Annotated in this window: 18 protein-coding genes and 1 pseudogene; 11 read left to right on the top strand and 8 right to left on the bottom strand. The window is 58.6% G+C overall.

Translation table 11 applies throughout. From position 1 onward, the window contains the following. The first annotated feature begins 194 nt into the window (after positions 1 to 194). Positions 195 to 2,330, top strand: coding sequence for a molybdopterin oxidoreductase family protein (locus ACVW0B_RS06975; protein WP_457491303.1), 2,136 nt, complete (start codon positions 195 to 197; stop codon positions 2,328 to 2,330). A gap of 24 nt (positions 2,331 to 2,354) precedes the next feature. After that, the gene (locus ACVW0B_RS06970) at positions 2,355 to 2,843 is read left to right on the top strand and encodes a nitrate reductase associated protein (RefSeq protein ID WP_457491297.1); all 489 of its coding nucleotides are present in this window, start codon (positions 2,355 to 2,357) and stop codon (positions 2,841 to 2,843) included. A 669-nt stretch (positions 2,844 to 3,512) separates the two neighbouring features. On the opposite strand, the gene purD is transcribed toward ACVW0B_RS06970, so the two are convergent. From purD to ACVW0B_RS06955, 3 genes are all read right to left on the bottom strand, one after another. Then, the gene (purD, locus tag ACVW0B_RS06965; RefSeq protein ID WP_457491296.1) at positions 3,513 to 4,808 is read right to left on the bottom strand and encodes a phosphoribosylamine--glycine ligase; all 1,296 of its coding nucleotides are present in this window, start codon (positions 4,806 to 4,808) and stop codon (positions 3,513 to 3,515) included. Between the two features lie 102 nt (positions 4,809 to 4,910). After that, a complete protein-coding gene (locus ACVW0B_RS06960) occupies positions 4,911 to 6,086 on the bottom strand; it encodes a glycosyltransferase (protein WP_457491295.1) in 1,176 nt (391 codons plus the stop codon). A gap of 83 nt (positions 6,087 to 6,169) precedes the next feature. Continuing rightward, complete coding sequence (locus ACVW0B_RS06955; protein WP_457491294.1) at positions 6,170 to 7,459, bottom strand: HD domain-containing protein; 1,290 nt, start codon at positions 7,457 to 7,459, stop codon at positions 6,170 to 6,172. A 160-nt stretch (positions 7,460 to 7,619) separates the two neighbouring features. On the opposite strand from ACVW0B_RS06955, the gene ACVW0B_RS06950 reads away from it, so the two are divergent. Beyond that, positions 7,620 to 8,579 (top strand): SGNH/GDSL hydrolase family protein, encoded by a 960-nt coding sequence (locus tag ACVW0B_RS06950; protein WP_457491293.1) that lies wholly within the window; start codon positions 7,620 to 7,622, stop codon positions 8,577 to 8,579. Positions 8,580 to 8,650: 71 nt separating this feature from the next. Here ACVW0B_RS06950 and ACVW0B_RS06945 read toward each other — a convergent pair whose 3' ends face one another. Next, positions 8,651 to 10,486, bottom strand: coding sequence for a ribonuclease J (locus ACVW0B_RS06945; protein ID WP_457491292.1), 1,836 nt, complete (start codon positions 10,484 to 10,486; stop codon positions 8,651 to 8,653). A gap of 219 nt (positions 10,487 to 10,705) precedes the next feature. Further along, on the bottom strand, positions 10,706 to 11,626 hold the full coding sequence (gene dapA / locus ACVW0B_RS06940; RefSeq protein ID WP_457491302.1) for a 4-hydroxy-tetrahydrodipicolinate synthase: 921 nt from the start codon (positions 11,624 to 11,626) through the stop codon (positions 10,706 to 10,708). 275 nt (positions 11,627 to 11,901) lie between these two features. On the opposite strand from dapA, the gene ACVW0B_RS06935 reads away from it, so the two are divergent. Next, a complete protein-coding gene (locus ACVW0B_RS06935) occupies positions 11,902 to 12,528 on the top strand; it encodes a nitroreductase family protein (RefSeq protein WP_011431721.1) in 627 nt (208 codons plus the stop codon). A gap of 51 nt (positions 12,529 to 12,579) precedes the next feature. Here ACVW0B_RS06935 and trpD read toward each other — a convergent pair whose 3' ends face one another. Next, the gene (gene trpD, locus ACVW0B_RS06930; RefSeq protein WP_414329730.1) at positions 12,580 to 13,611 is read right to left on the bottom strand and encodes an anthranilate phosphoribosyltransferase; all 1,032 of its coding nucleotides are present in this window, start codon (positions 13,609 to 13,611) and stop codon (positions 12,580 to 12,582) included. A 469-nt stretch (positions 13,612 to 14,080) separates the two neighbouring features. Between trpD and trmFO the strand changes: the two genes are divergently transcribed. Beyond that, on the top strand, positions 14,081 to 15,460 hold the full coding sequence (gene trmFO / locus ACVW0B_RS06925; protein WP_414388594.1) for an FADH(2)-oxidizing methylenetetrahydrofolate--tRNA-(uracil(54)-C(5))-methyltransferase TrmFO: 1,380 nt from the start codon (positions 14,081 to 14,083) through the stop codon (positions 15,458 to 15,460). Positions 15,461 to 15,699: 239 nt separating this feature from the next. On the opposite strand, the gene ACVW0B_RS06920 is transcribed toward trmFO, so the two are convergent. After that, positions 15,700 to 16,716, bottom strand: a complete 1,017-nt coding sequence (locus tag ACVW0B_RS06920; protein WP_457491291.1) for a phosphotransferase enzyme family protein — start codon at positions 16,714 to 16,716, stop codon at positions 15,700 to 15,702. Positions 16,717 to 17,075: 359 nt separating this feature from the next. Between ACVW0B_RS06920 and remA the strand changes: the two genes are divergently transcribed. The 6 genes and pseudogenes from remA (at position 17,076) to ACVW0B_RS06890 (ending at position 21,651) form a co-directional block, all read left to right on the top strand. Further along, on the top strand, positions 17,076 to 17,345 hold the full coding sequence (gene remA, locus ACVW0B_RS06915) for an extracellular matrix/biofilm regulator RemA (protein WP_414330335.1): 270 nt from the start codon (positions 17,076 to 17,078) through the stop codon (positions 17,343 to 17,345). A gap of 99 nt (positions 17,346 to 17,444) precedes the next feature. Then, complete coding sequence (gene gmk, locus ACVW0B_RS06910; RefSeq protein ID WP_369791759.1) at positions 17,445 to 18,092, top strand: guanylate kinase; 648 nt, start codon at positions 17,445 to 17,447, stop codon at positions 18,090 to 18,092. 210 nt (positions 18,093 to 18,302) lie between these two features. Continuing rightward, a pseudogene (locus tag ACVW0B_RS06905) lies at positions 18,303 to 18,821 on the top strand (RNA-guided endonuclease TnpB family protein); the annotation flags it as partial. Positions 18,822 to 18,889: 68 nt separating this feature from the next. Further along, positions 18,890 to 19,348, top strand: a complete 459-nt coding sequence (gene speD, locus ACVW0B_RS06900) for an adenosylmethionine decarboxylase (protein WP_414328672.1) — start codon at positions 18,890 to 18,892, stop codon at positions 19,346 to 19,348. A 119-nt stretch (positions 19,349 to 19,467) separates the two neighbouring features. Further along, entirely contained in the window at positions 19,468 to 20,406 is a 939-nt protein-coding gene (locus ACVW0B_RS06895) for a fused MFS/spermidine synthase (RefSeq protein WP_414328671.1), read from the top strand. Positions 20,407 to 20,499: 93 nt separating this feature from the next. Next, entirely contained in the window at positions 20,500 to 21,651 is a 1,152-nt protein-coding gene (locus ACVW0B_RS06890) for an NAD-dependent epimerase/dehydratase family protein (RefSeq protein ID WP_457491290.1), read from the top strand. Here ACVW0B_RS06890 and ACVW0B_RS06885 read toward each other — a convergent pair. Further along, entirely contained in the window at positions 21,648 to 22,559 is a 912-nt protein-coding gene (locus ACVW0B_RS06885; protein WP_457491289.1) for a histone deacetylase family protein, read from the bottom strand. The two genes, ACVW0B_RS06890 and ACVW0B_RS06885, sit on opposite strands and share 4 nt — an antisense overlap. Positions 22,560 to 22,584 lie beyond the last annotated feature (25 nt).

The raw sequence follows: 22,584 nt of genomic DNA, 5'->3' as shown, positions 1-22,584 counted from the left end.
TACAACTCTTTGCCGCAAATCCAAAGAATGAGTCGGCATTCCTTTCTCTCCTTCCTCTTGAATACCTGTACCCTATTTTAAATTAAAAGGCTGTACCTGGCTTGGAGATCCAAGTTGCCGCTCTTCTCAGCTAAGGGATCCAAAATGTGAGAGAATTGGGCGTTTAATAGGGATCCCAACTCATGGTGACCGCGATGGAGTCGGAAAAAGCTGTCATCAAAACCCTATGTCCCTATTGCGGTGTGGGATGTGGATTGGAGGCGGTTTCGACAGCCTCAGGTGACTGGAAAATGAGAGGCGACCGGGAGCATCCTTCCAGCTTGGGGATGGTCTGTGTAAAGGGGGCTACGGTTCTGGAGGCAGTTGGTCGAGATCGGCTGCTCTCTCCCCTGTTTCGGGAGAGCTTGGATCAGCCCTTTCGCCGCATTTCTTGGGATCAGGCTTTTGAGGAGATGGTTTCTCGGCTGCGCTGCCTCAAAGACAACCCTCACTCCATGGCTATGTATGGATCGGGGCAGTTGCTCACTGAAGACTATTACGTTGCTCAAAAGCTCATTAAGGGCTGCCTGGGCACCAATAATTTTGACACCAACTCGCGCCTGTGCATGTCCTCAGCCGTCTCGGCCTACACCCAATCCCTGGGATCCGATGGCCCCCCCTGCTGCTACGAGGATCTCGATCTCTGCAATCTGGCTTTTCTGGTGGGCACCAACACAGCAGAGTGCCATCCCATTCTTTTTAATCGCCTGAAGAAGCGGCACAAGCCCGGATCCCCCCTCAAAATGGTGGTCGTGGATCCCCGGCGCACTCAGACAGCAGAAGCTGCTGATCTCCACTTAAAAATTTGTCCTGGAACCGATATCGATCTTTTCAATGGGATTGCCCATTTGTTGTTAAAGTGGGGATCCATTGCTGCTGATTTTATCGAGGGCTTCACCCAAGGTTTTGCTGAATATGCAGCTTTGCTGGCCGATTATGAACCGCAGATTGTAGCCCAGCGCTGTGGAATTGCAACTGAGGACTTGATTGAAGCGGCCAAGCTCTGGCAGGGATCCCAAAGGGTTCTCTCCCTTTGGTCGATGGGCCTAAACCAGTCCAGCGAGGGCACCGCCAAGATCACCAGCTTAATCAATCTCCATCTCCTGACCGGGCAAATTGGCCGACCGGGGACGGGCCCCTTTTCCTTGACCGGCCAGCCCAATGCTATGGGTGGTCGAGAGGCGGGGGGGTTATCTCATCTGCTGCCGGGATATCGGCTGGTGAGCCATCCCCAGCATCGGGCAGAGGTGGAGCAGGCTTGGGGCTTGCCCGGCGGCTCCATCTCCCCCCACCCAGGACTGAGGGCCACCGAGATGATTGCCGCTCTGGAGACGGGATCCCTGCAGTTCTTCTGGATTGTGGCCACCAATCCTTTGGTGAGCTTTCCGGATCTGGAACGGGTCAAAAAAGTCCTGAAAAAGTCTCCCTTTACCGTTTACCAAGAGGCTTATTACCCTACAGAAACGGCAGAATATGCCCATTTGCTTTTGCCCGCCTGCCAGTGGAGCGAGAAAACCGGGGTGATGACCAACTCCGAGCGCAGGGTTACCCTTTGTCAAGCCTTTCGAGACCCCCCTGGCGAAGCCCGACCCGATTGGGAGATCTTTGCTGAAGTGGGGCGCAGGTTGGGCTTTGAAGCGCAATTTTCCTTCCAAACCGCGGCAGAGGTTTATGCAGAATTTGCCGCCCTTACCGCAAATCGCCTCTGCGATCACTCCGGCCTCAGCCATGCCCTTTTGGCAGAACAAGGCCCTCAGCAATGGCCTTATCCCAAAGAAAGAACCTCGGCCCCTAAGTCCACTCGCCTCTACACAGATTGGCGTTTCCCGACCCCCAATGGCCGCGCCCGCTTTATCCCCCACCATTCCCGTGGCCTAGCAGAGCCGCCGGATCCCCAGTTTCCCTACGTATTAACCACGGGCAGGCTTTACGGCCATTGGCACACCCAAACCCGCACCGGCAGGATTGAAAAAATCAAGCACATGCACCCCCAACCCTTTATGGAGATCCATCCTCGCGATGCGGAAAAGCTGGGCATCCAAGATGGGGATTGGGTTCAGGTGCGTTCTGCCCGCGGGCGGGCCTATTTCCCGGCCAAGATAACTGCCAACATTGCCCCTGGAACAGTGTTTGTGCCCATGCACTGGGGATCCCTCTGGGCAGAACAAGCTGAGTGTAATGCCCTCACCCATGACATCAGTTGCCCTGATTCCGGCCAGCCGGAATTAAAAGCCTGTGCCGTTGCTCTTGAGAAAGCCGACCCACCGCTCAAGCAATCCCCTCAACTCTAGATTTGGTTCCTAATCGAGGTTCCCATGACTCTGTTTCAGTTTGAGCAAGATTTTGCCGACTCTCTGCGATGCATCCCCATGACCTTGCGCCTAAAGCTGGATTTGTGCGGGATCAAGCTCAAGCTCCATCAATGGGCCAAGTTTTCCTTAGAAGAGCGGCGGAAGTGTGTTGATTGGCCCTCTGAATCTCCACAGGATCTAGAAGAACTCCGCAACCATCTGCGCCATTTGGTTCGCTCCATCTGCCACGAAGAGGCGCAAGAGATTCCCATTGACCCCCAGCCTGAATGGCAAAATCCCAACCAGATCCCAATGGCTGTCCAACAAAAAGCTCAAGAGCTGGGGATCCGGCTTGCCCTCGATTTCTGGAGAAACTTGCACGATATCCAGAGATTTGCCTTGCTGAAGTTGAGCCGATCCCATCACGAAAACAAAAATTTCTTGCCCGCTCTGCGAGAGTTTGGCCTGAAGATGGCGAGGGATGGTGATTGCAGTTACTCTGAATCTATTTGAGAGAGATAGTCTGATACATTTACGCTGAACACTGCTGAACATCACTGTTCAACTATGCAGCGATAGCATTCTGTTTGTTTCCATTCGCGTTAGCGGGACGGAGTCCAAACAGAATGGCGGTATCCCGCAAAGCTTTGAGTAGAATACCCAAAGCGCAGTTTCCGTGTCGTCTTACTACCAATTTTCTGCTTTGCTTTGGCTACCATGTTGGCAGACTCGAAAGTAAACAGAAAGATCAACTGGTAGTAATCCGTACTGAACATATTATACATTATTTTCAGTATAGTTGAGCTTATTATTGACTAGAGTCATGCTCCTCTGCCATGCGCTGCCCCAGACGACCACCCCCAACCCCTCTTCCACCCTGGGAGAGGAAATGCCTGCTCTAGGGGATCCGGGTCCGCAACAGTTCAAGTGGGCTAATGGGGGATCCCCCTCGAGAGGGGAGAGACTCAGCTCAGCAATATCCGTGCCTAGTCAAAGCAGAGGGCTATTGTTAAGGAATCTAAAGTAGAGTTGAGCTTTTGATATCACTGTTGCCGTCTTGTTACCGAAAGCGCTATCGTCTAAGCATCAAAGCTTTTTTCAAAGCTGCTTTATGGGCCCTGGAGGAGCGACCCCTCTGGGGCTTCTTCCATCCGGCTGCAGCTGAGAGGGCAAGGGATGGCTTTATGGGGTAGGGATCACTCCTCGGCGGACGGCAGGCCCCAGGGCGTGGCTGCCGATGTCAGAACGGTAGTAGGCCTTGGGAAACTGCACTTGCTCCACAGCTGCGTAGGCTTGGCGCAGGGCCTCGGATAGGGTTGCCCCTTGGCCGGTAAGACAGAGAACGCGCCCGCCATCGCTCAGGAGCTGCTTGCCTGCCTGGCGGGTACCCGCATGAAACACCAACGCCCCCGTGGTGGCAGCTGCATCCAAGCCGGAGACGGGGATCCCTCGCTCGTAGGCATCGGGATAGCCTGGGGCTGCCATCACCACGCAGGCGGCATAGCCGGGTTTCCATTTGAGCTGGATTTGGGCCAGCCGTCCTTCTATACAGGCCAGCAGCACCTCGTCCAAAGGGTTTTCCAGCAAGGGCAGGATGACCTGAGCTTCGGGATCCCCAAAGCGGCAGTTGTACTCCAACACGTAGGGATCCCCACTGGGCGTGATCATCAAACCGGCATAGATCACCCCCTGGTAGCGGATGCCCCGCCGTTGCAAAGCCTCCAGGGTGGGATCCAGGATCTGGGTTTGGATGCGGGCCAACCCTTCTGGAGTGACCAGGTGATCCGCAGGGGCATGAGCTCCCATACCACCGGTGTTGGGGCCAGTATCGCCCTCGCCAAGGCGCTTGTAGTCCTGGGCAGGTGGCAGCAGCACACAGATCTGGCCATCGGTTAGAGCCAAAACCGACACCTCCTGGCCGGGGATAAACTCCTCGATCAGCACCTGATCGCCCGGCTTGGCCAGGGCTGCTTCCAGGGCTTGCACGGCTTCTTCCCGGTTTTGGGCAACGGTTACCCCCTTGCCGGCAGCCAGTCCATCTTTTTTGATGACCACTGGGAAACTCTGGGAGTCGAGATAGGCCACAGCGGCAGATAGCTCAGCAAAGCCGGTAGCGCGAGCAGTCGGGATCCCCGCCTCTTGCATCAATTGCTTAGCCCAGAGTTTGCTTCCTTCCAGTTGGGCAGCGGCGCGGCTAGGCCCGAAAATGGGCAACCCTGCTGCCTGGAAGGCGTCCACGATCCCCTGCACCAAGGGCAGCTCTGGCCCTACCACCGTCAGGCGGATCCCTTGTACGGTAGCAAACCGCACCAGGCCTTCAATGTCGGTAGCCGCCAAAGCCACGGATTGACAGCGGGGCAGCTGCTGCATGCCGCCGTTGCCGGGGGCACAGTAGATCCGAGTAACCTGGGGAGACTGCAACAGCTTCCAGGCCAGAGCGTGTTCTCGCCCCCCAGATCCGATGACCAGAGCCTGCATGGTGTGCTATTCCGCTGTTTCTAAACCCAGCTTGCCTGTTTTCCGAATATTCCCCATTAGACCATGTTCTTGTACCATTTCTGGGGTGTTGGCGCACTCCGGTCAGTGGACGGCGAGAGAACGGCCCCGCCAAGTCCAGTTGCGGCCGGTGGTGGTGCAGATGGCCGAAGCCAAGATGATGGCCGCTGTCGCCCAACCCCCCACTGCCGTTAGCCACCAGTAGCGCAGGGGCAGATGCGCCCAATGCCGGAGCAAGAGCCGGATGGCCAATTGGGCCAGGATCCCTGCCAAGCTGGCCAACAGCACCTCCAGGGATCCCGTGACCACAGCCAGGATCAGCCCCAACCAAGGCAAGCTGCAAATCCCCAAAACCGTGACCATCGCCAACACGGCCAAGGCCCAGTTGCGCTCCAGGCCCAGGAACCAGTTTTTGGTCCACCCTTCCCAAAGGGCAGCCCCGTTGGCATACATGCGGCTGCGCACCCGCGGCCCTCCCAGGCAAATTTGCAGGCCCAACCCCTGGGCTTTGATCCGTTGCCCCAGGGCCACATCCTCGATCACCACATCGGCCACTCCGGCATGCCCGCCAACTTGCTCGTAGGCAGAGCGGCGAAACAGCAGGAAGGGACCAAAGGCAAAGGCTTTGGGGTTGTCGGGATCGTTCACGGCGGCAAAGTTGTAACCCACCGCCAGGATGGTCATCATGATGGGTTGCACCAGCCACTCCGCTAGGCAACCGCACACCAATTGCGGCCCTACACTCACCAAGCCGCTGCCGCTTGCCAGCAAATGTCCTAAGGCCGCTTCAATGGCACCGGATCCCAGCCGCACGTCGCAATCCAGAAACAGCAAGTAGTCGGCTTCTACGCGGGCGACGGCTTGGGCACAGGCCCAGTTTTTGCCCACCCACCTTTGGCCTTTGGGACGGGGATCCCCCTTGAGCAGGTGTAGGCGCGGATCTTGCCGTTCGGCAGCCAGGGCTTGGGCCAGCTCCCAGGTGGCATCCGTGGATTCATCGTCCACCAACCACACCTGTAAAGGGGCAGAGGTGCTGTCCAGAATGCTGCTCAGGCAGCCCACCACGTTCTCGGCCTCGTTGTAGGCGGGCACGATCACCGCCAGCCGCTCCATCCCGGCCGCGATTTCCCCTGCCTGTTCCGCCGGGGGATCCCTCAGCCAGGGGGAAGCCCGCAACGCTCGCCTCAGTTGCAGGGCCACTAGGGCAATCGCCAAAGCTGTTAAGGACAATACCCCCGTTAGGATTTCTCGGATCCCCACTCCTGCTTCCCTCGTTGTTTAGATGTGCTCAGGAACAGATTCCCACCTCTAATGCTCTAGCTCTGGGATGGCCCAATGATTTTCTAGGCAGACAAAACCCCCTCTACGATATCGCCATAGGGCCGGGGAAAGATTAGCCAGACCTGGCGCTGGGTTTCCACCAAGGCACGCACCAAAGGGGAAAGATGGGCAATTTCTTCATAGCCACGCTCGGTTTTGAGCTGGATCCCTTGGTCATAAAAGCTATAGCCCTGGACATGGGCAGAGCGGATGCCCAAGTAACTTTCAGGATCCAGCCCATCCCGCAGCATTTTGGCCTGCACGGCGGCCACCAGGGTTTGGCGTTGCTCCTCAGACAACTGGGTAATGTTGCGGGCCTTGAACAAATCCCGCTCCAAGTAGCGCCGCGACAGATCCGCCAAGATGGGATCCTTCCCCGACATGGCCCAGAGGCGCATGGGGTAGCTGAAGATGATATCGTCGGCAGCCAAGTAGAGGGGGAGCGGCAACTCGAAGGGATCCCCTTTTTGGGCCGCCAGCGAGGCCCAGCACCAGGCGCTGAGGATGGGATCCAGCTCAATCTCCCCCCTTTGCAGGAGCGCCTCTGCCCGCCTGAATAGCCGCTCCAAGATAAAACGGGCACAGAGGCTCTTGGGGTGCTGGTACACCTGGGTGTACATGAAATAGCGCACCACCAGGTAGTGCTCGATGGCCCCCAGGCCTTTGCGGGCGGGGATGGACAGGGATCCCGTCTCCGGGTCATAATCCAGCACCGTTAGGATGCGATCCAAGTCCAGGTGGCCGTATTGGGCACCCGTGAGCAGGCTATCCCGCATCAGGTAATCGAAGCGGTCGCAGTCCAGTTGGCTGGAGATGAGTTGCCCCACCAGCGGCAGGGGAAACTGCTTCTGCAGCACTTGCTGCATCTGGGCCGGCAGTTGGGAATCAAACTCCGCCAGCAGCGTCCTCACCTGGGGATCCTCCCGGAGAATGCGGGCCGTCCAAACCTCGTGCCGGCAGCCGAAGATCTCTTCCCCGGCATGGCTAAAAGGGGCATGGCCAATGTCGTGCAGCAGAGCCGAGGCCAAGGTTACCGCCCGATAGGGGCGCAGCTCTGGGTAGCGATGGGCCAATTTGTCGAACAGCCGCCGCGTTACCTGCAGCACCCCCACCGAATGGGTAAAGCGGGATCCCTCTGCCCCGTGGAAGGTAAAAAAGGCCGTGTCCAACTGGCGAATGCGGCGCAGCCGCTGAAAGGCCGGTGTATCGATCAGGCGAATGAGCAGAGCCTCAACCGCGTCCCCTCCATTCAGGCTGATGGCGCCATGCAGGGGATCGTGGTAGGTGCGGGACTTGCAAAACCGTAGCGGCATACTCCCACCATACCTCGCCAATTTTGGGATCCTTGGCTAGCCTGTCTGGGGGTGCTTCCCGCCTCGCCCTATCTATGCCCGCTTTCCCATGCCTCTCTCTGCAAAGGATGCCAGCACCCGAACCCCAGAAAACTCGACTCCAAGACAACAAGACAGCTGAGTGTTCCTCCTCTCCCTGCTGATTTTGATACTCAGTTTGGGGCTAACCGCCTGCTCTGCCAGTTCTGGATCCCCTGTTGTGCCCAGCCCACCCACCCTCACCCGCTACGTTGCCCTGGGAGCCAGCGATGCCGTTGGCTACAACGCCTCCATTTCCTGTGATGGCCCAGCCAACGCCGCCGGCACTCGACCCCAGCGCTCAGAGCCCCTGGACTGCCCCAATGGAACGGGCTATGTGCCCCGCCTGGCTCGCTTGCTGCCCGGCCCAGTGGAGCTTATCAACCTGGGCCGTTCGGGAGCGGTGCTCAGCCCCGCCATGCAAGCCCTGAGGCAGGGGATCCCGGCCAATTTGCTGCAGGATCAAGTGCCGCGCCTTCCCCCCGATGCCACCCTGATCACCATTTGGGTGGGCGGAAACGATACCAACGCCATCGCTCTGGCGGCGGCTCAACGGGCTCTCCAAGGTGAGGATCCCTTGCCCTTCGTCGATCAGCAGATCCGACAATTCGCCGCCGATTACCAAACCCTGCTGCAAGCGGTGCGTGCCCGTGCCCCTCAAGCTCGCCTGGCGGTGGCCAACCTGCCCAACTTCGCCCTGATTCCTCTGGGTCAGCAGCAACCCAGCAGCGTGCGCCAACTGCTCTCCCTGATCTCGGTTGGCCTCACGCAACGGGCCATCAACCCCTTAAGCCAACAGGGGATCCCGGTGGTGGACTTGCTCTGCGATCCCCGCTCCTACCGACGCGAGTCCTTCTTTCCCGGCCCGCTGGCCGACGGCTTTCACCCCAACGACCGGGGCTACGCCGATTTGGCCGATGCCTTCTTGAGCGCCCTTCGGCAACCGCTCCCTCCCCAAACCCGCTGCCCTCCCTTCAGTGAGGTGGGATCCCTGCAATGGGATGCGGCGGCAGAGTCTGCCCTCCGCAGTTTTCTCACGGATGAATACAAGCCGGCACAATAGGAAGGATCCCTGCGCTCGGCAAGGGATCCCAAAGGCGCTTAGACGATCCAGCCACGGAGAACGGGCCAGTTTTAGGAAGCAGCTACCGCTGCCGAGGAACGCCGCCGCCGGCCCAGAGCACCCGCTACCGGCTCCGGTTGGGTTTCCACACTCAGGGAAGACACAGACTCCTCTTCAGGAGATTGCACAAAAACCGCCACCGTGGGCCTGCCGGGCAATTGTTCTCGCAAGAAACGGCGCACCACCCGCTCCACTTCGCCCTTGAGGCCGGCCCAGTCGATGTCCAGGCTGCCCCGCTCCAGCGAGCGAGCAAATTGGGGCCACGCTTGCCGAAGGGTGTTCTCCAGAAGGGGTTTCAGGTCGGATCCCTTGAGTTGGTTCCCTTCCCCCGCCAAGCCAAAGGTTTGCACCTGCGGGGTGCAGAGCAACTGGCCGCTGCCGTCCAGGCTGATCACCACCGTCACCATACCGTCTTTGGCGATCTGCTGCCGCTCCTGCAGCATCTCATCCATCACCACTCCATCGTGGGAAGCGGCGATCATCTGCAGGCCAGAGGGGACGCGGCCCGTGATGGCAATGCGCTCCCGGTTCACCTCCACCACATCGCCGTTGTCGATGATTACAATGTTTTCCCGCGGGATCCCCATGCTCATGGCGGTTTCGGCGTGCTTGACCAGCATGCGGTATTCCCCGTGGGTGGGAACGAAGAACTTGGGGCGGGTGAGGGCAATCATCAGCTTCTGGTCTTCCTGGCAGCCGTGGCCGGAAACGTGCAGGCCCTTGTCTTTGCCGTAAATGACATTGGCTCCCAGCTCCATCAGCTTGTCGATGACCCGCGAGACCGCGATGGTGTTGCCAGGGATCGGGTTGGCCGACCACACCACCGTGTCGCCTGGCTTGATTTGCAACTGCGGGTGCTCGCCGTTGGCAATGCGGGTGAGAGCAGCTAGAGGTTCTCCCTGGGATCCGGTGGTGAGGATGATCACCTGGTCATCCGGCAGGCTGTTGATCACATGCATCGGCTGCAGCGTTTCGTCCTTGCAGCGGATGTAGCCCAAACGCCGCGCGTGAGCCACCACATTCAGCATGGAGCGGCCCAGCAGAGACACCACCCGACCTTGCTGTTCGGCAATCTGCAGCACCAAGTTGAGACGATGTACCGAAGAAGCAAAGGTGGTGATGATCACCCGTCCCTTGGCTCCCGCAATGGCCTTGGTGAGACCCGGCACCACTGAGGCTTCAGAGGGGGTGAACCCCGGCACTTCAGCGTTGGTGGAGTCGCTGATCAGGCAGAGCACTCCCTTTTCCCCATGTTCGGCCAACCGCTGCAGGTCGAAGTACTCCCCATCCACGGGGGTATGGTCGATCTTAAAGTCGCCGGTCTGAATAATGACGCCCACAGGCGTGTGCAGAGCCACCGTAAAGCTATCGGCAAAAGAGTGGGTGTTGCGAATGAATTCGGCAAAAAAGTGCTTACTCAAGGGAACGATTTCACGGGGGCCAACAGGACGCAGCTCTGTGCGGTTGAGCAGGCCCACCTCCCGCAGTTTCTCTTCCAGCAGCGCCAGCGCCAATCTGGGGCCGTAGATGACCGGAATATCGAACTCCCGCAGGTGATACGGGATGCCACCGATGTGATCTTCGTGGCCGTGGGTAACCACCATCCCCCGCACTTTGTCGCGGTTTTGCTTGATGTAGGTCATGTCCGGCAGCACGATGTTCACGCCGTGCATGCTCTCATCGGGAAAAGCCAAACCGGCATCCAAGAGGATAATGTCGTCCTCGTAGCGGAAGGCCCATGTGTTTTTGCCGATCTCCCGTTCGCCGCCCAGCGGAATCATCTGAACGGAAGAGGTGGATTGTGGGGTTACAGAACGAGAAACAACTGAAGAACGTGGTGTTGGCATATGGGTTTAGATCCTCAACAGTAAAAAAACAAAAACAGAAATAGGCGCAGGCTATCCCCGACAAAGTTGTGGGCGAAAGCCGCAACTCATCCATTTCCCAGGCCGGGGAAGAGCTTTTCAGGGAAAAAGCTACCTACCCACAGGTCAAACGCCACAAAAGAGCCCCTTGCAAACCCCTGAAAACCGTGGTCATGGCAGAAGCAAAGCCTAAAAATGCAATCATGAAACTTTCGTCGCCATTTGTTCGGATCCCTTCGATTCAGCCAGTAGGCCCATCTCTTCAAGCACCTGTCGCAAAACCTGCAGAGAACTGGGCTGTAGAGGCGCTAGGGGAAGGCGCGCCCGACCCACTCGCCAACCCTGCATCTCCAATGCGGCCTTAATCGGAACTGGGTTGGTCTCGATGAATAAAACCTTGAACAACGGAAACAGGCGCAGGTGGTGGGCCAAAGCTTGATCGTGTTGCCCCCTGATGTAGCTCTGGATCAGCTCCTGCAACTGCAACCCAACTAGGTGGCTGGCTACACTGACCACACCGCTCCCCCCCAAAGATAGGAGCGGCAACGTCAGAGAGTCATCCCCTGAATAGATGGCGAAACGCGAGGGAGTGAGTCGCCGAATTTCCGAAGCTACATCCATCATACCACTGGCTTCTTTGATGGCGACAACCGTTTCCAATTCTGCTAATTGGGCTACAGTCTCCGGCTGTAAACTGGCCCCTGTCCGACTGGGAATGTTGTAGAGCAAGATGGGCAGGTCACTGGCTTGGGCGATGGCCTTGAAGTGCTCATAAAGGCCGGCCTGGGTAGGCTTGTTGTAGTAGGGCACCACCTGCAGAGAGCCATCCAAACCGAGTTGAGCGGCCTTTTTTGTGGCTTCAATGGCCTCACGGGTGGAGTTGGATCCCGTCCCGGCGATCACCTTAGCCCGACCGGCTACGGCATCTCGCACCACGCGGAACAGCTCATACTCCTCTTGCCAGGTTAGGGTGGGAGATTCGCCTGTGGTGCCACAGACCACCAAGCCGTCACTGCCGTGGGTTGCCAAGTAATCGGCCAAACGAGTGGCCTCATCGTAGTTAAGCTCCCCCTCATCAGTAAAGGGGGTAACCATGGCCGTCAGCACCCGACCGAAGTTCACCGATTGCTTCTCCCCATCAACCACACCAATCCGACGATTAACCGGGCGACCCAGATGAGACCAGTTTGTTTTTCCATCATACCTGCCTTTGCGTTAGGGATCCCGCTTGCCTGCCCTGCCAAGGCCCAGTTTGTGCCTCACCCGGTTGCCACAGGCTGGATAAAAGGGAGATAACAAAGAAGACAGACCGTTTGAACACGGAATGTATAGCCATTTGCCAATCCTGCCCCTACCTTTGGGGGGAGCAGCCTTTCTACCGACACTTGAGGATCCCTATGGACGCCCTAACTGCCCTGAAAGAGCGCATTTCCGCCGACAAATTGGATCCCAGCCGCCGTTTATCGGAAGCGGAGATCCGAGAGCTGGTGGCTTATGCTACGGAAGCTCCTTCTTCCTTCAACATTCAGCACTGGCGGTTTGTTGCGGTCACCGACCCGGAAGACAAAGAGCGCCTCAAATCTCTGGCCTACAACCAACAGAAGGTGGCGGATGCATCGGTGGTGTTTATCATCCTGGGGGATCTGCGGGGGTATGAGAAACTGCCTGAAATTGTGCAAAGAAGCGTTGCTGCCGGGATCCTCCCCCCCGAAAAAGCGGAAGGCTGGGTGAACATGGCCCAGGCAACCTATCTCCACAATCCCACCTTGGCGCGGGATGAAGCGATTCGCTCTGGGGCGATGGCTGCCATGGCGCTGATGATCGCGGCTCAGGCCAAGGGTTTGGTGAGCGGGCCGATGATCGGCTTTGATCCGGAAGGGGTAAAGCGGGAGTTCGGCATTGCCGACCGCTACGTGCCGGTGATGCTGCTGGCGGTTGGATATGCGGCAGCGGGTAACCTGCCGCGCAAGCCTCGCTTGGGGGTGGATGAAGTTCTGGCCTTTGGGCGAGGGCGGGAGTTTTAGCCCTAGGCTCAGGTGGGATCCCTGTCGCCCTCTCCTGGGCTCCTACCGGCATCAAGCCTTGAGAAAATGAACCAGCTGTTGTAAGCGATCCCAAGCGGCACCCCTGGCGAGAATCTCGCGAGCTTGGGCGATCCCGGCTCTCCAATCGGGGGCCACTCCGGCCACCTGCAGGGCCAAAGCAGCATTCAAGGCCACCACATCCTGCTGGGCAGGCGTCCCGGATCCCTGGAGAACTTGGGTGAGGATGGCGGCATTTTCCGCCACATCCCCCCCCTTGAGAGCTTGGGTGGGTGCCAGGGTCAGCTCGTAATCTGCAGGGTTCAAGACTTCCGTCCGTACCAGCCCACCGGACAGGATGCCCAGATCGGTGGGTTGATCCAGACCGGCCTCGTCGAGACCTTCGCGGCTGTGCAACACAATGGCCCCTTCCCGTCCCAACAGGCGCAGGGCCTCTGCCATTACCGGCACCAGCTCCTGGGCGTAAACCCCGATCACCTGGCGGTTGGGATAGAGGGGGTTGACCAAGGGCCCCAACAGGTTGAAAATGGTGCGAACCTTGAGGGCCCGCCGATAGGGGATCACCGCCCGCATGGCCGGGTGCCACTGGGGAGCAAACAAAAAGGTGATGCCCACTTCCGCCACAGCCGCCCGCACCCGCTCTGGCTCAGCCCCCAAGTTCACCCCCAGGGCCTCCAGCACATCCGCCGAGCCGACCTTGCCAGAGGCGGAACGGTTGCCATGTTTAACCACCGGGATCCCGGCTGCACTGACCACAAAGGCCACCGCCGTGGAAATGTTAAAAGTGCCGGCCCCATCGCCGCCGGTGCCACAGGTATCCACCAGGAGAGGCAAGTCCAGCGGGGATCCCAGCGAAGCCCGCTGTAGCACTCGTGCCATGCCGGCCAGTTCACCAGCGCTCACACCCTTGGCTTGCAGGGCCGCCAGAATCGCCCCCGACACCACATCTGGCACTTGGTTCTGGAGCCAACCGTTCATCAACTGTTCAGCTTGGGCTTCGCTGAGAGATTGCCGATCCAGCAACTGCCCCAAAAGCTGTGGCCAAAGGTCAGCCGTTTCCGTCATGGGTCGGGATCCTGGGTGTCAGCGGGTACTTATAGTAGCGTATCCCGCCTCTGGGTCACTTGCCTCGTGCAGGTCGGGCCATGCTGAGGGTTAGCTAATCCGCCCAGAAGCTCCGCCCTCCTTATTGCTACGCAACGCGACGCAACCACTTTAGCGGCGCGGAGCGCTATGCCTCAGCGTAAGGGTCGGGATGAAAGGCGGTCTTTGTTCTATAATCAACCTGGCTGTACAAAACGGCTTTGCCGGAATCTGGTACAGCTACGCGGTGGGACATTCCGTGTCTGCTCGCTGAGGGTTCTTGTGATAGCTCCCCGTTGAAGCGAGAAGCGCACACTCTTTCGCTTTAGCAGCGCGGAGTGCTTTGCGTCAGCATGAGTGCGGGAGTATGTCACCATAGTGGGTTTGACCTGAGCCGTTTCCGGCCCTAGCAGGGTGCGTTCTATTCTTCTCTTCCCTCCCGGAGGTTGTGATGAACCCTCCAACTAACCCAAGGGCTTGCAGCCCGCTTGCACGAGCGGGAGCCTTTGCCCCCATCCATGTTGTGGGCGGGGGGTTGGCGGGGACAGAAGCTGCTTGGCAAATTGCCCAGGCAGGGTTGCCTGTCATCCTTTCGGAGATGCGCCCCGTGCGTCAGAGCCCGGCCCATCACACCGATCAGTTGGGGGAGCTGGTGTGCAGCAACTCCTTTGGGGCTGCAGCCAGCGATCGGGCGGCAGGGCTACTCAAGGAAGAACTGCGACAACTGGGATCCCTGGTGATCGCGACGGCGGATTGCCATGCAGTGCCGGCAGGAGGGGCATTGGCAGTGGATCGGGCCCGCTTCAGCCAGGCTCTCACGGAAGCCATTCAAAACCATCCCCGCATCACCCTGCGTCGGGAGGAGGTGACGGAGATCCCGGAGGGCATTGCCGTCCTCTGTACCGGCCCTCTGACCAGCGATCCCCTGGCCAAGGCACTGCAAGCCTTTACGGGCCTGGAGTACCTGAGCTTTTTCGATGCTTCTAGCCCCATTGTTACCGGGGATTCGTTGAACCGAGCGGTGGTGTTTCAGGCTTCCCGCTACGACAAGGGGGAAGCAGCCTATCTCAACTGCCCCATGACGGAAGCGGAGTACGAACGGTTTTGGCGGGCGCTGGTGGAGGCGGAGCAGGCGCCCCTCAAGGATTTTGAACGGGAGGAGCGCAAGTTTTTCGAGGGCTGCTTGCCGATTGAAGAAATGGCGCGCCGGGGCAAAGACACCCTCTGTTTCGGCCCCTTGAAGCCGGTGGGGCTGGTGGATCCGCGCACGGGATCCCGTCCTTACGCGGTGGTGCAGTTGCGGCAAGAGGACAAAGCAGGGCAGCTGTGGAACTTGGTGGGCTTTCAAACCAACTTGAAATGGGGAGAACAGCAGCGGGTCTTTCGCCTCATCCCCGGCCTGGAACAGGCGGAGTTTGTCCGCTTTGGGGTGATGCACCGCAATACATTTTTGAATTCGCCCCAGCTTCTGTGGCCGACCTTGCAATTTCGTCGCCGACCCACGCTGTTTGCCGCCGGCCAGTTGGTGGGCACCGAGGGCTATGCCTGCGCGGTGGCAGGGGGATGGTTGGCCGGACAGAACGCCGCCCGCCTGGCTCTGGGGTTGCCCTTGATCACGCTGCCCCCCGAAACAATGATGGGATCCCTGTTTCAATTCATCAGCAGCGCGGATCCCAAGCATTTTCAGCCGATGCCGGCCAACTTTGGGCTGTTGCCGGATTTGGAGGGGCGCCAGCTTCGCAACAAGCAGGAGCGCTATGGCCGTTACCGGGATCGGGCTTTGGCTGCTCTGAAAACGACTGGGTTGGTGCGCCAAGTGCAAACCGCCTAGGGGAGCTTGGAGCGTGTTCCCGACCATTGCGATCCAAGTCAAAGTCGAGATTGAGCGTTATCGTCATTTGAAACTAGATTGAGACACTTCCTAAGCGTTTCGCGACCGCCCCCAGCCCCTCTCCCTCTGGGGGAGGAGAGTCGGGAAGCAATGCCACAGAAATATTTAGAAATGTTTCATTCCTATGCCGCGGTAGCAGATCCCAAAACGAGCTGTCAAAAGCTGGGCAAACCTGTTGGCTACCTTCCCTCTTTCCGCTGCTCACAAGACAAAAGGGCGCGCATGGACTCCAACAGTTGGGGTGCCCTCTGGGTTAGGTCTTGATAGAGGCAAATTTGCTGTTGGCAGCGGGCCAGGTTATGGGCTTTGCGGCTGGGGTAGCGCTGGGGATCCCAATTCCAGTAAGCGTCTTCAAACCAATCCTGCAAAAAGCGCATCCCCAATTCCAGGGTAATCAGTTGGATCCCTTGGAGAAGGAGTTCCGGTTGTAGGGCGTGCAAGTTCCCGGTTTGGGCATAGCCCCGCAACCCGGCCAGGATCGCCTCTGGCTGAAGGGTATTTCCTCGTTTGCCCCAGGAGCGCAGGGCATCCCCCAATTCAACATAGAGATTGTGATACATAAAGGTGTCCAGATCCACCAGGCCCACAAATCGCCCCTGCTCATCGAACAAAAAGTTGTTGAACTTGAGATCGGCATGGATGATTTGAGTTGGGATCCCCGAGGGCAGCAGAAGATTGGGCACAGTTTCGATTAAAAACTGCCATTCTGCCTGCACTTCTGGGGCCGGCTCATACTGGCGTAGCTGTTGCCAAAGGTGAGCCGTATCGTGAAAATGCGGGATCTGGAAGCGAAAACGATAGTCCATCTGGGCCAAGAGTCGATGCAGGCGTCCAACGGCTGCCCCCGCCTCTTCTAGATAGCCCCAATTGGGAGGAGTTGGGTGACAGGATCCCGGCAGACAATCCATGACCCGCCACAGCCCTTCTGCCCAGGACAAGTGCAGGGATCCATCGCGAGCGCGACGGAATCGGGGCACAGGGAAGCCGTGTTGTCTCAGCCATTGGCCGATGGCTTGACCATCTTCAGTGACAGCAGGATCAAATCGGGGATGAAGGCGCTGGACGATGAAGGATCCCTCAGAGGTGTTGAGTTTCCAAGTTTGGTGAATGAGGCCCACTCGGATGGCTTCGGGTGGCTCTGGATCCCCCAGTTGAAAGTGCTGGACAAGGGGATCCAGCCAAGTCAGGTCAAGCATAGGCAAGGAAGAAATCTATTCAAGCTTGGGGTGCTGGGTCGATCTTTTCGTTTTCAGAGCTGCCTCAAACTGCTTACCACAGCGGCGGCCTTTGAGGCTTACAGTTCAAGTTCTATTGAAGTGGCTTCATGTTGACGATTTTACCGTCATCGATAAACAGGGCAAGTTGTTTGGGAGGGTGCAGCTTGTTATGCAACCACAGCCTTTTTGCGGCTCACCCGAACGGGACTTGTCGCCAGAACTCACTGCCCCATTGGCCGAGAACTCAGGTGTCGTTGTGGCAAACCCGCGAAAGAGCCCCATTTGCTACCTTAATGAAGGTTGCTGGCCGGACAACCGTTAGGTTCCCTCATCACCCCATGGATACCCGCCTAATCAACATTGGCTTTGGCAACATCGTCGCCGCTGGGCGTGTGGTCGCCATTGTCAGTCCCGAGTCAGCTCCCATCAAACGCATCATCAGCGATGCCCGCGAGAGGGGCCAGTTGGTGGATGCTACCTATGGTCGTCGTACCCGCGCTGTCATCATCACCGATTCCGGGCACGTCATCCTCTCCGCCATCCAACCCGAAACCGTTGCCAACCGCTTCCTGACGGCCAAGCCCGGTTTGCCAGACGAAACCGAGTGAAAGCCATCGCTGTGAGCCGTTTGAGAAACCAGAAGTGAGATATCCTAAAACAAACCCAAACAAGTCAATTGCCCAGCCGTCTTGCGTCGGTCTCTGTCTATGCCAACCTCTCCTACCCCGGTTTCCTCTGAGTGTACGCAGCAGCAGGGATCCCTTCCGGCTCCTACCCCGCGCGGTCGCTTGGTGGTTTTGACAGGGCCCAGTGGAGTGGGTAAGGGTACGCTGGTCAACCAGTTGCGCCAGCGCCACCCCGAGCTGTATCTCTCGGTTTCGGTCACCACCCGCCCCCCCCGCCCCAGCGAACAGGAAGGCGTCAACTACTACTTTCGCAGCCGGGAGGAATTTCTCAACTTGATTGAAGCCAACGAGCTGTTGGAATGGGCACAGTATGCGGGCAACTTTTACGGCACTCCCCGCGAGATCGTGTTCCAAAAACTCAATCAGGGTCAGGATGTGCTGCTGGAAATTGAGCTGGCGGGGGCCCGTCAGGTGAGGCAACAGTACCCAGATGCCATTCGCATCTTTCTCTGTCCCCCTTCTCTGGAAGAGCTGGAACGTCGCATCCGCGAGCGCGGACAAGACTCAGAGGCCAGCATCGAGCGCCGCCTGGAACAGGCCCGCAAGGAATTGGATGCCCAAGACGAATTTGACTACGTGATTGTCAACGACAACCTGGAGCAAGCGCTGCAGGAGCTGGAAGCCCTGCTCTATCCCCCCTCTCCCTCTTCAAAGGAGCAGCAGCCCTAGCTTCTCCAGCCCCTTCCCGGAACGCTGGTGTCGGTGGTGCAGTGGCTCCAGATTGGGCCTAGGGTTAACTTTCGGTTAAGAAAAAAGCTGCTGGGGAGGGTAGTTTGGCTTTACCAAAAAACTGGGTCTGAAGCCCCGCTCTAAGGCCTACGGCCCGCTGACGCGACTAGGGCGGCTTTTATCTCGTTAGACCTTTGCTAAGATGCACTCATGCGCGTCCTCGAAGCCAAGCTCCTCAACGGCACAGCAGCACAGTACCAAGCCCTGGACGAGGCCATCCGGACTGCTCAGTTTGTCCGCAACAAATGCCTGCGCCACTGGATGGATAACCAGGGGGTGAACAGGGCCACGTTGTACTCCCTCTGCAAAGACTTGGCCAGAGAGTTCCCCTTCGCTCAGAAGCTGAACTCCTCTGCCCGGCAAGCCAGTGCGGAGCGAGCCTGGTTTGCCATCTCCAACTTCTACCGCCGCTGCAAGGAGAAGGCAGCCCGGGAGGGCTATCCCAGGTTCCAGAAACATTGCCGCTCCGTGGAGTACAAAATCTCCGGCTGGAAGCTCTCCCAAGATGGAATGTCCATCACCTTCACGGACGGCTTCCAGGCAGGCACCTTTGCCCTGTACTGCAACGGCGAGGCGCGGCGGGACATCCTCACCCTGAAAATCAATCGGGTGCGGGTAGTGCGGAGAGCCGATGGCTACTACGCCCAGTTCTGCCTGATTGTGAGACAATGGTAAAGCTGCGCTTTCTGTGCAGCCTCTGGTTCTAATCAGTTCTATCTGGCCAATTAGGGGATAGTATGCTGCACACACTATCTGGCCAATTAGGGGATAGGTCTCCAGCTCTGATCGGGATCCACTGTATCCTGGAGCTTTACGACTGCCCGGCCAAACTTTTGGATGATGCCTCCCTGGTGCAACAGGCTTTGCGGGAGGCAGCGAGACGCTCCAACTCCACCTTTTTGGGAGAGCTGTGCCATCCATTTGAGCCACAGGGGATTACAGCCCTCGCTCTTTTGGGGGAATCCCACATCTCCATTCACACCTGGCCCGAAGCGGGCTACGCGGCGGTGGATGTGTTCACCTGTGGTCGCCACACCCGACCGGAAGCGGCCTGTGAATATCTGATCGACGTGTTTCAAGCGCGACGATATTCCCTGCGCAAGGTGCCCCGCCGCACCGCGCAACCGACACTCCTGGAAGAGGCCCCAGACTCGGCTGAGGTGCTCACCTGTGAAGCGACCCGACGAAGGCGCTGAGATCTTCGCCAATCGCAGCTTTTTCCAAACTGTCATGGGGGCCATCTGTAGGCTGGGTGGGATCCGATTCACCCCAGAGGTCAGTCTATGTTGCTGGAAAAAGCTGTAGCGAGGTGCTTATGAGCAGCCCGAGAAGTTTCTTCTGGGTTCAGGAGTACTTTACCCCTTGGGACTACACCGCCCGTGCCGTCACGCGCATCTTGGCCTACCGAAAAACCCCTTTCCAGGAGATGCTGATCGCCGAGACGGGGGCCTTCGGCAAGGGTCTGATGCTGGATGGGCATTGGCAATCCACTACCGTGGATGAGTTTCTGTACCACGAGGCTTTGGTTCATCCGGCTATGGTGCAGGTTGTCCAAGCGGGCGGGATCCCCCGGCGGGTACTGGTGTTGGGGGGGGCAGAAGGGGCAACGCTGCGGGAGGTGCTGCGTTGGCGCTCGGTGGAGCAGGTGGTGATGGTGGACATCGATGGGGAGGTGGTGGCAGCCTGCCGAGAGCACCTGCCGGAAATGCACCAGGGATCCTTTGAAGATCCGCGGGTGGAGGTGGTGATTGCCGATGCCTTGGATTTTCTCCAGGAAACAGGCCCCATTTGGGATGTGATCCTTTCCGATCTTTCCGATCCCATTGAGTCCGGCCCTGCCTACCGCCTCTTCACCCAGGAGTTTTTCCGCCAGATCCGCTCCAAGTTGCAGCCAGATGGGGCTTTCACCATCCAAGCCGGGCCGACGGGGCCGGTTGAGCTTCATCAACACACCCGCATTGTTCGCACCCTGAAAACGGTGTTTGCCGCCGTGCAGCCCTACGCCATCTATGCCCCCACCTACGGTGGCCCACTGGGTTTTGCCCTGGCAGCTCAGGATCCCATCTCCCCCAGGCCAGAACCGGAGCAGATCGACCAGATGCTGAGCCAACAGTTGGATCCCGAGCGAGGGGCACTGCAATTCATCGATGGCATCACCCTTCTGGGCCTCTACCAAGTCCCAGCTCACCTGCGCCGTGCCATTGCCGCCGAGACCACGGTTTATACCCTGGACAACCCGCCTCGCATCGAATAAGGGGCTATCCAGCACCCCGAAGGGATCCCAGGAGAGTTTGTCTTTGGTGCCATAACTTGGTAGATTCGTCTGCAGCCGAATTTTGCTTCCCTAATGAGAGTCTTGGTTATTGGTGGTGACGGATACTGTGGCTGGGCGACGGCCCTATACCTATCCAACAGGGGTTATGAGGTGGCCATTCTCGATTCCTACGTCCGCCGCCTCTGGGATCTGCAACTGGGGGTTTCTACCCTGACCCCAATTGCCCAGCTAGAGCAACGGGTGGATTGCTGGAAGGGGCTAACCGGCAAGGACATTCCCATCTTTGTCTGCGACGTTACCAACTACGAAGCCCTGATCTCCTGCATGCGCCGCTTCCCGCCGGAGGCCATTGTTCACTTTGGCGAGCAGCGCTCTGCCCCTTACTCGATGATCAGCCGCGAGCATGCGGTGATGACCCAGGTGAACAACGTGGTGGGCACCTTGAACATCCTCTACGCCATCAAGGAGGAATTTCCCGATTGCCACCTGGTGAAGCTGGGCACCATGGGCGAGTACGGCACCCCCAACATCGACATCGAGGAGGGGTACATCACCATCGAGCACAATGGCCGCAAGGATACCCTGCCCTACCCCAAGCAGCCGGGATCCATGTATCACCTCTCCAAAGTACACGACAGCCACAACATCCACTTCGCCTGCCGCGTCTGGGGCCTGCGCGCCACCGACCTCAACCAAGGGGTGGTATACGGCGTGCTCACAGAAGAAACCGGCATGGACGAGGTGCTGATCAACCGTCTCGATTACGATGGCGTATTCGGCACAGCTCTGAACCGCTTCTGCATTCAAGCGGCCGTGGGCCATCCGCTGACAGTGTATGGCAAGGGCGGCCAGACCCGCGGTTTCCTGGATATCCGCGACACGGTGCGCTGCGTGGAGCTGGCCATTGCTCACCCTGCCGAGCCGGGCCAATTCCGGGTGATGAACCAGTTCACAGAGCAATTTAGTGTTGAGCAACTGGCGTTGCTGGTGCAAAAGGCGGGAGCCACCATGGGCCTGAAGGTGGAAATCAACCACCTGGAGAACCCCCGCGTCGAGCTGGAAGAGCACTACTACAACGCCAAAAACACCAAGCTCCTAGACCTGGGCCTCCAGCCCCACTATCTGTCCGATTCCCTCTTGGATTCGCTGCTCAACTTTGCTCTCAAGTACAAAGACCGCGTGGATGTACGGCAGATTTTGCCCAAAGTGAAATGGAGGGGTTAAATCTCCAGACAAGCCTGGGCCAAACTCAGCCAGCCGCGCGCCAGGTTGTCCAGGTCATAGCCTCCTTCCAGGCCGAAGAGGGTTTTGCGGGTCACCTGCTCCAGGCAGAGGCGGGCCATGCGGCCAAAGGCTTCCGGCTCTAGCTGCATACCAGCCAGGGGATCCCCTTTGGCACAGTCGAAGCCGGCGCTCACCAGCAGCAAATCCGGCTGGAACGCTTGCAAGAACGGCAAGATCTTCTCGTCGAGGGCCTTTTTGTAGGCCAACCAATCCGAGCCGGCAGGCAAAGGCACGTTGCAGAGGTTGCCGTGGATCCCGGTTTCCTGGGCCAATCCCGTGCCGGGGTAGAGGGGAAACTGATGGATGGAGGCATAGGCCAGTTGGGGATAGCGCTCCACCACCGCCTGCGTGCCGTTGCCGTGGTGAACATCCCAATCGAAAATCGCCACCCGCTTCACCCCCGGCTGATCCAGCGCCCACAGCGCCGCAATGGCTGCGTTGCTGAATAAACAAAACCCCATTGCCCGTTCCGGCTCTGCGTGATGCCCAGGTGGACGGCACAGCACCAGCGCTGGCTGAGCGGTGGTCAAAACCGAGGCAGAGCCGGCCACCCAAGCCCCCACAGCCAGGCGCGCCGCTTCAAAACTTCTCTCCGAGAGAGCAGTGTCGGCATCAATGTGTCCCCCACCTGCTGTTGCCAACTCAGCCACCTGTTGAATGTGCTGACGCGAGTGTACTCGCTCCAGCTCTGCCAGCTCCGCCAAGGGGGGATCCCGCCATTCCAACTGGTTGGCAAAAGGGGCACCACGCAGCGCCTTAACAATGGACTGCAAGCGAGCCGGACGCTCGGGGTGAAATGGCCCAGTATCGTGGCTGAGGAAAATATCGGAATAGTAAACAGGCAACATGGGCAGAGGCAACAAGCTAAGGCAA

It is taken from the genome of Thermostichus sp. MS-CIW-23, assembly GCF_054059455.1.
This window is presented reverse-complemented; position numbering and strand designations above follow the sequence as displayed.

Bases quoted from the DNA above. Each gene is read 5' to 3' on its own strand.
- ACVW0B_RS06970 (WP_457491297.1), top strand. From the start codon at position 2,355: ATGACTCTGTTTCAGTTTGAGCAAGATTTTGCCGACTCTCTGCGATGC.
- trmFO (WP_414388594.1), top strand. From the start codon at position 14,081: ATGAACCCTCCAACTAACCCAAGGGCTTGCAGCCCGCTTGCACGAGCG.
- ACVW0B_RS06890 (WP_457491290.1), top strand. From the start codon at position 20,500: ATGAGAGTCTTGGTTATTGGTGGTGACGGATACTGTGGCTGGGCGACG.
- purD (WP_457491296.1), bottom strand. From the start codon at position 4,808: ATGCAGGCTCTGGTCATCGGATCTGGGGGGCGAGAACACGCTCTGGCC.
- trpD (WP_414329730.1), bottom strand. From the start codon at position 13,611: ATGACGGAAACGGCTGACCTTTGGCCACAGCTTTTGGGGCAGTTGCTG.
- ACVW0B_RS06935 (WP_011431721.1), top strand. From the start codon at position 11,902: ATGGACGCCCTAACTGCCCTGAAAGAGCGCATTTCCGCCGACAAATTG.
- remA (WP_414330335.1), top strand. From the start codon at position 17,076: ATGGATACCCGCCTAATCAACATTGGCTTTGGCAACATCGTCGCCGCT.
- ACVW0B_RS06955 (WP_457491294.1), bottom strand. From the start codon at position 7,459: ATGCCGCTACGGTTTTGCAAGTCCCGCACCTACCACGATCCCCTGCAT.
- ACVW0B_RS06945 (WP_457491292.1), bottom strand. From the start codon at position 10,486: ATGCCAACACCACGTTCTTCAGTTGTTTCTCGTTCTGTAACCCCACAA.
- ACVW0B_RS06885 (WP_457491289.1), bottom strand. From the start codon at position 22,559: ATGTTGCCTGTTTACTATTCCGATATTTTCCTCAGCCACGATACTGGG.
- ACVW0B_RS06975 (WP_457491303.1), top strand. From the start codon at position 195: ATGGAGTCGGAAAAAGCTGTCATCAAAACCCTATGTCCCTATTGCGGT.
- gmk (WP_369791759.1), top strand. From the start codon at position 17,445: ATGCCAACCTCTCCTACCCCGGTTTCCTCTGAGTGTACGCAGCAGCAG.
- ACVW0B_RS06920 (WP_457491291.1), bottom strand. From the start codon at position 16,716: ATGCTTGACCTGACTTGGCTGGATCCCCTTGTCCAGCACTTTCAACTG.
- speD (WP_414328672.1), top strand. From the start codon at position 18,890: ATGCTGCACACACTATCTGGCCAATTAGGGGATAGGTCTCCAGCTCTG.
- ACVW0B_RS06895 (WP_414328671.1), top strand. From the start codon at position 19,468: ATGAGCAGCCCGAGAAGTTTCTTCTGGGTTCAGGAGTACTTTACCCCT.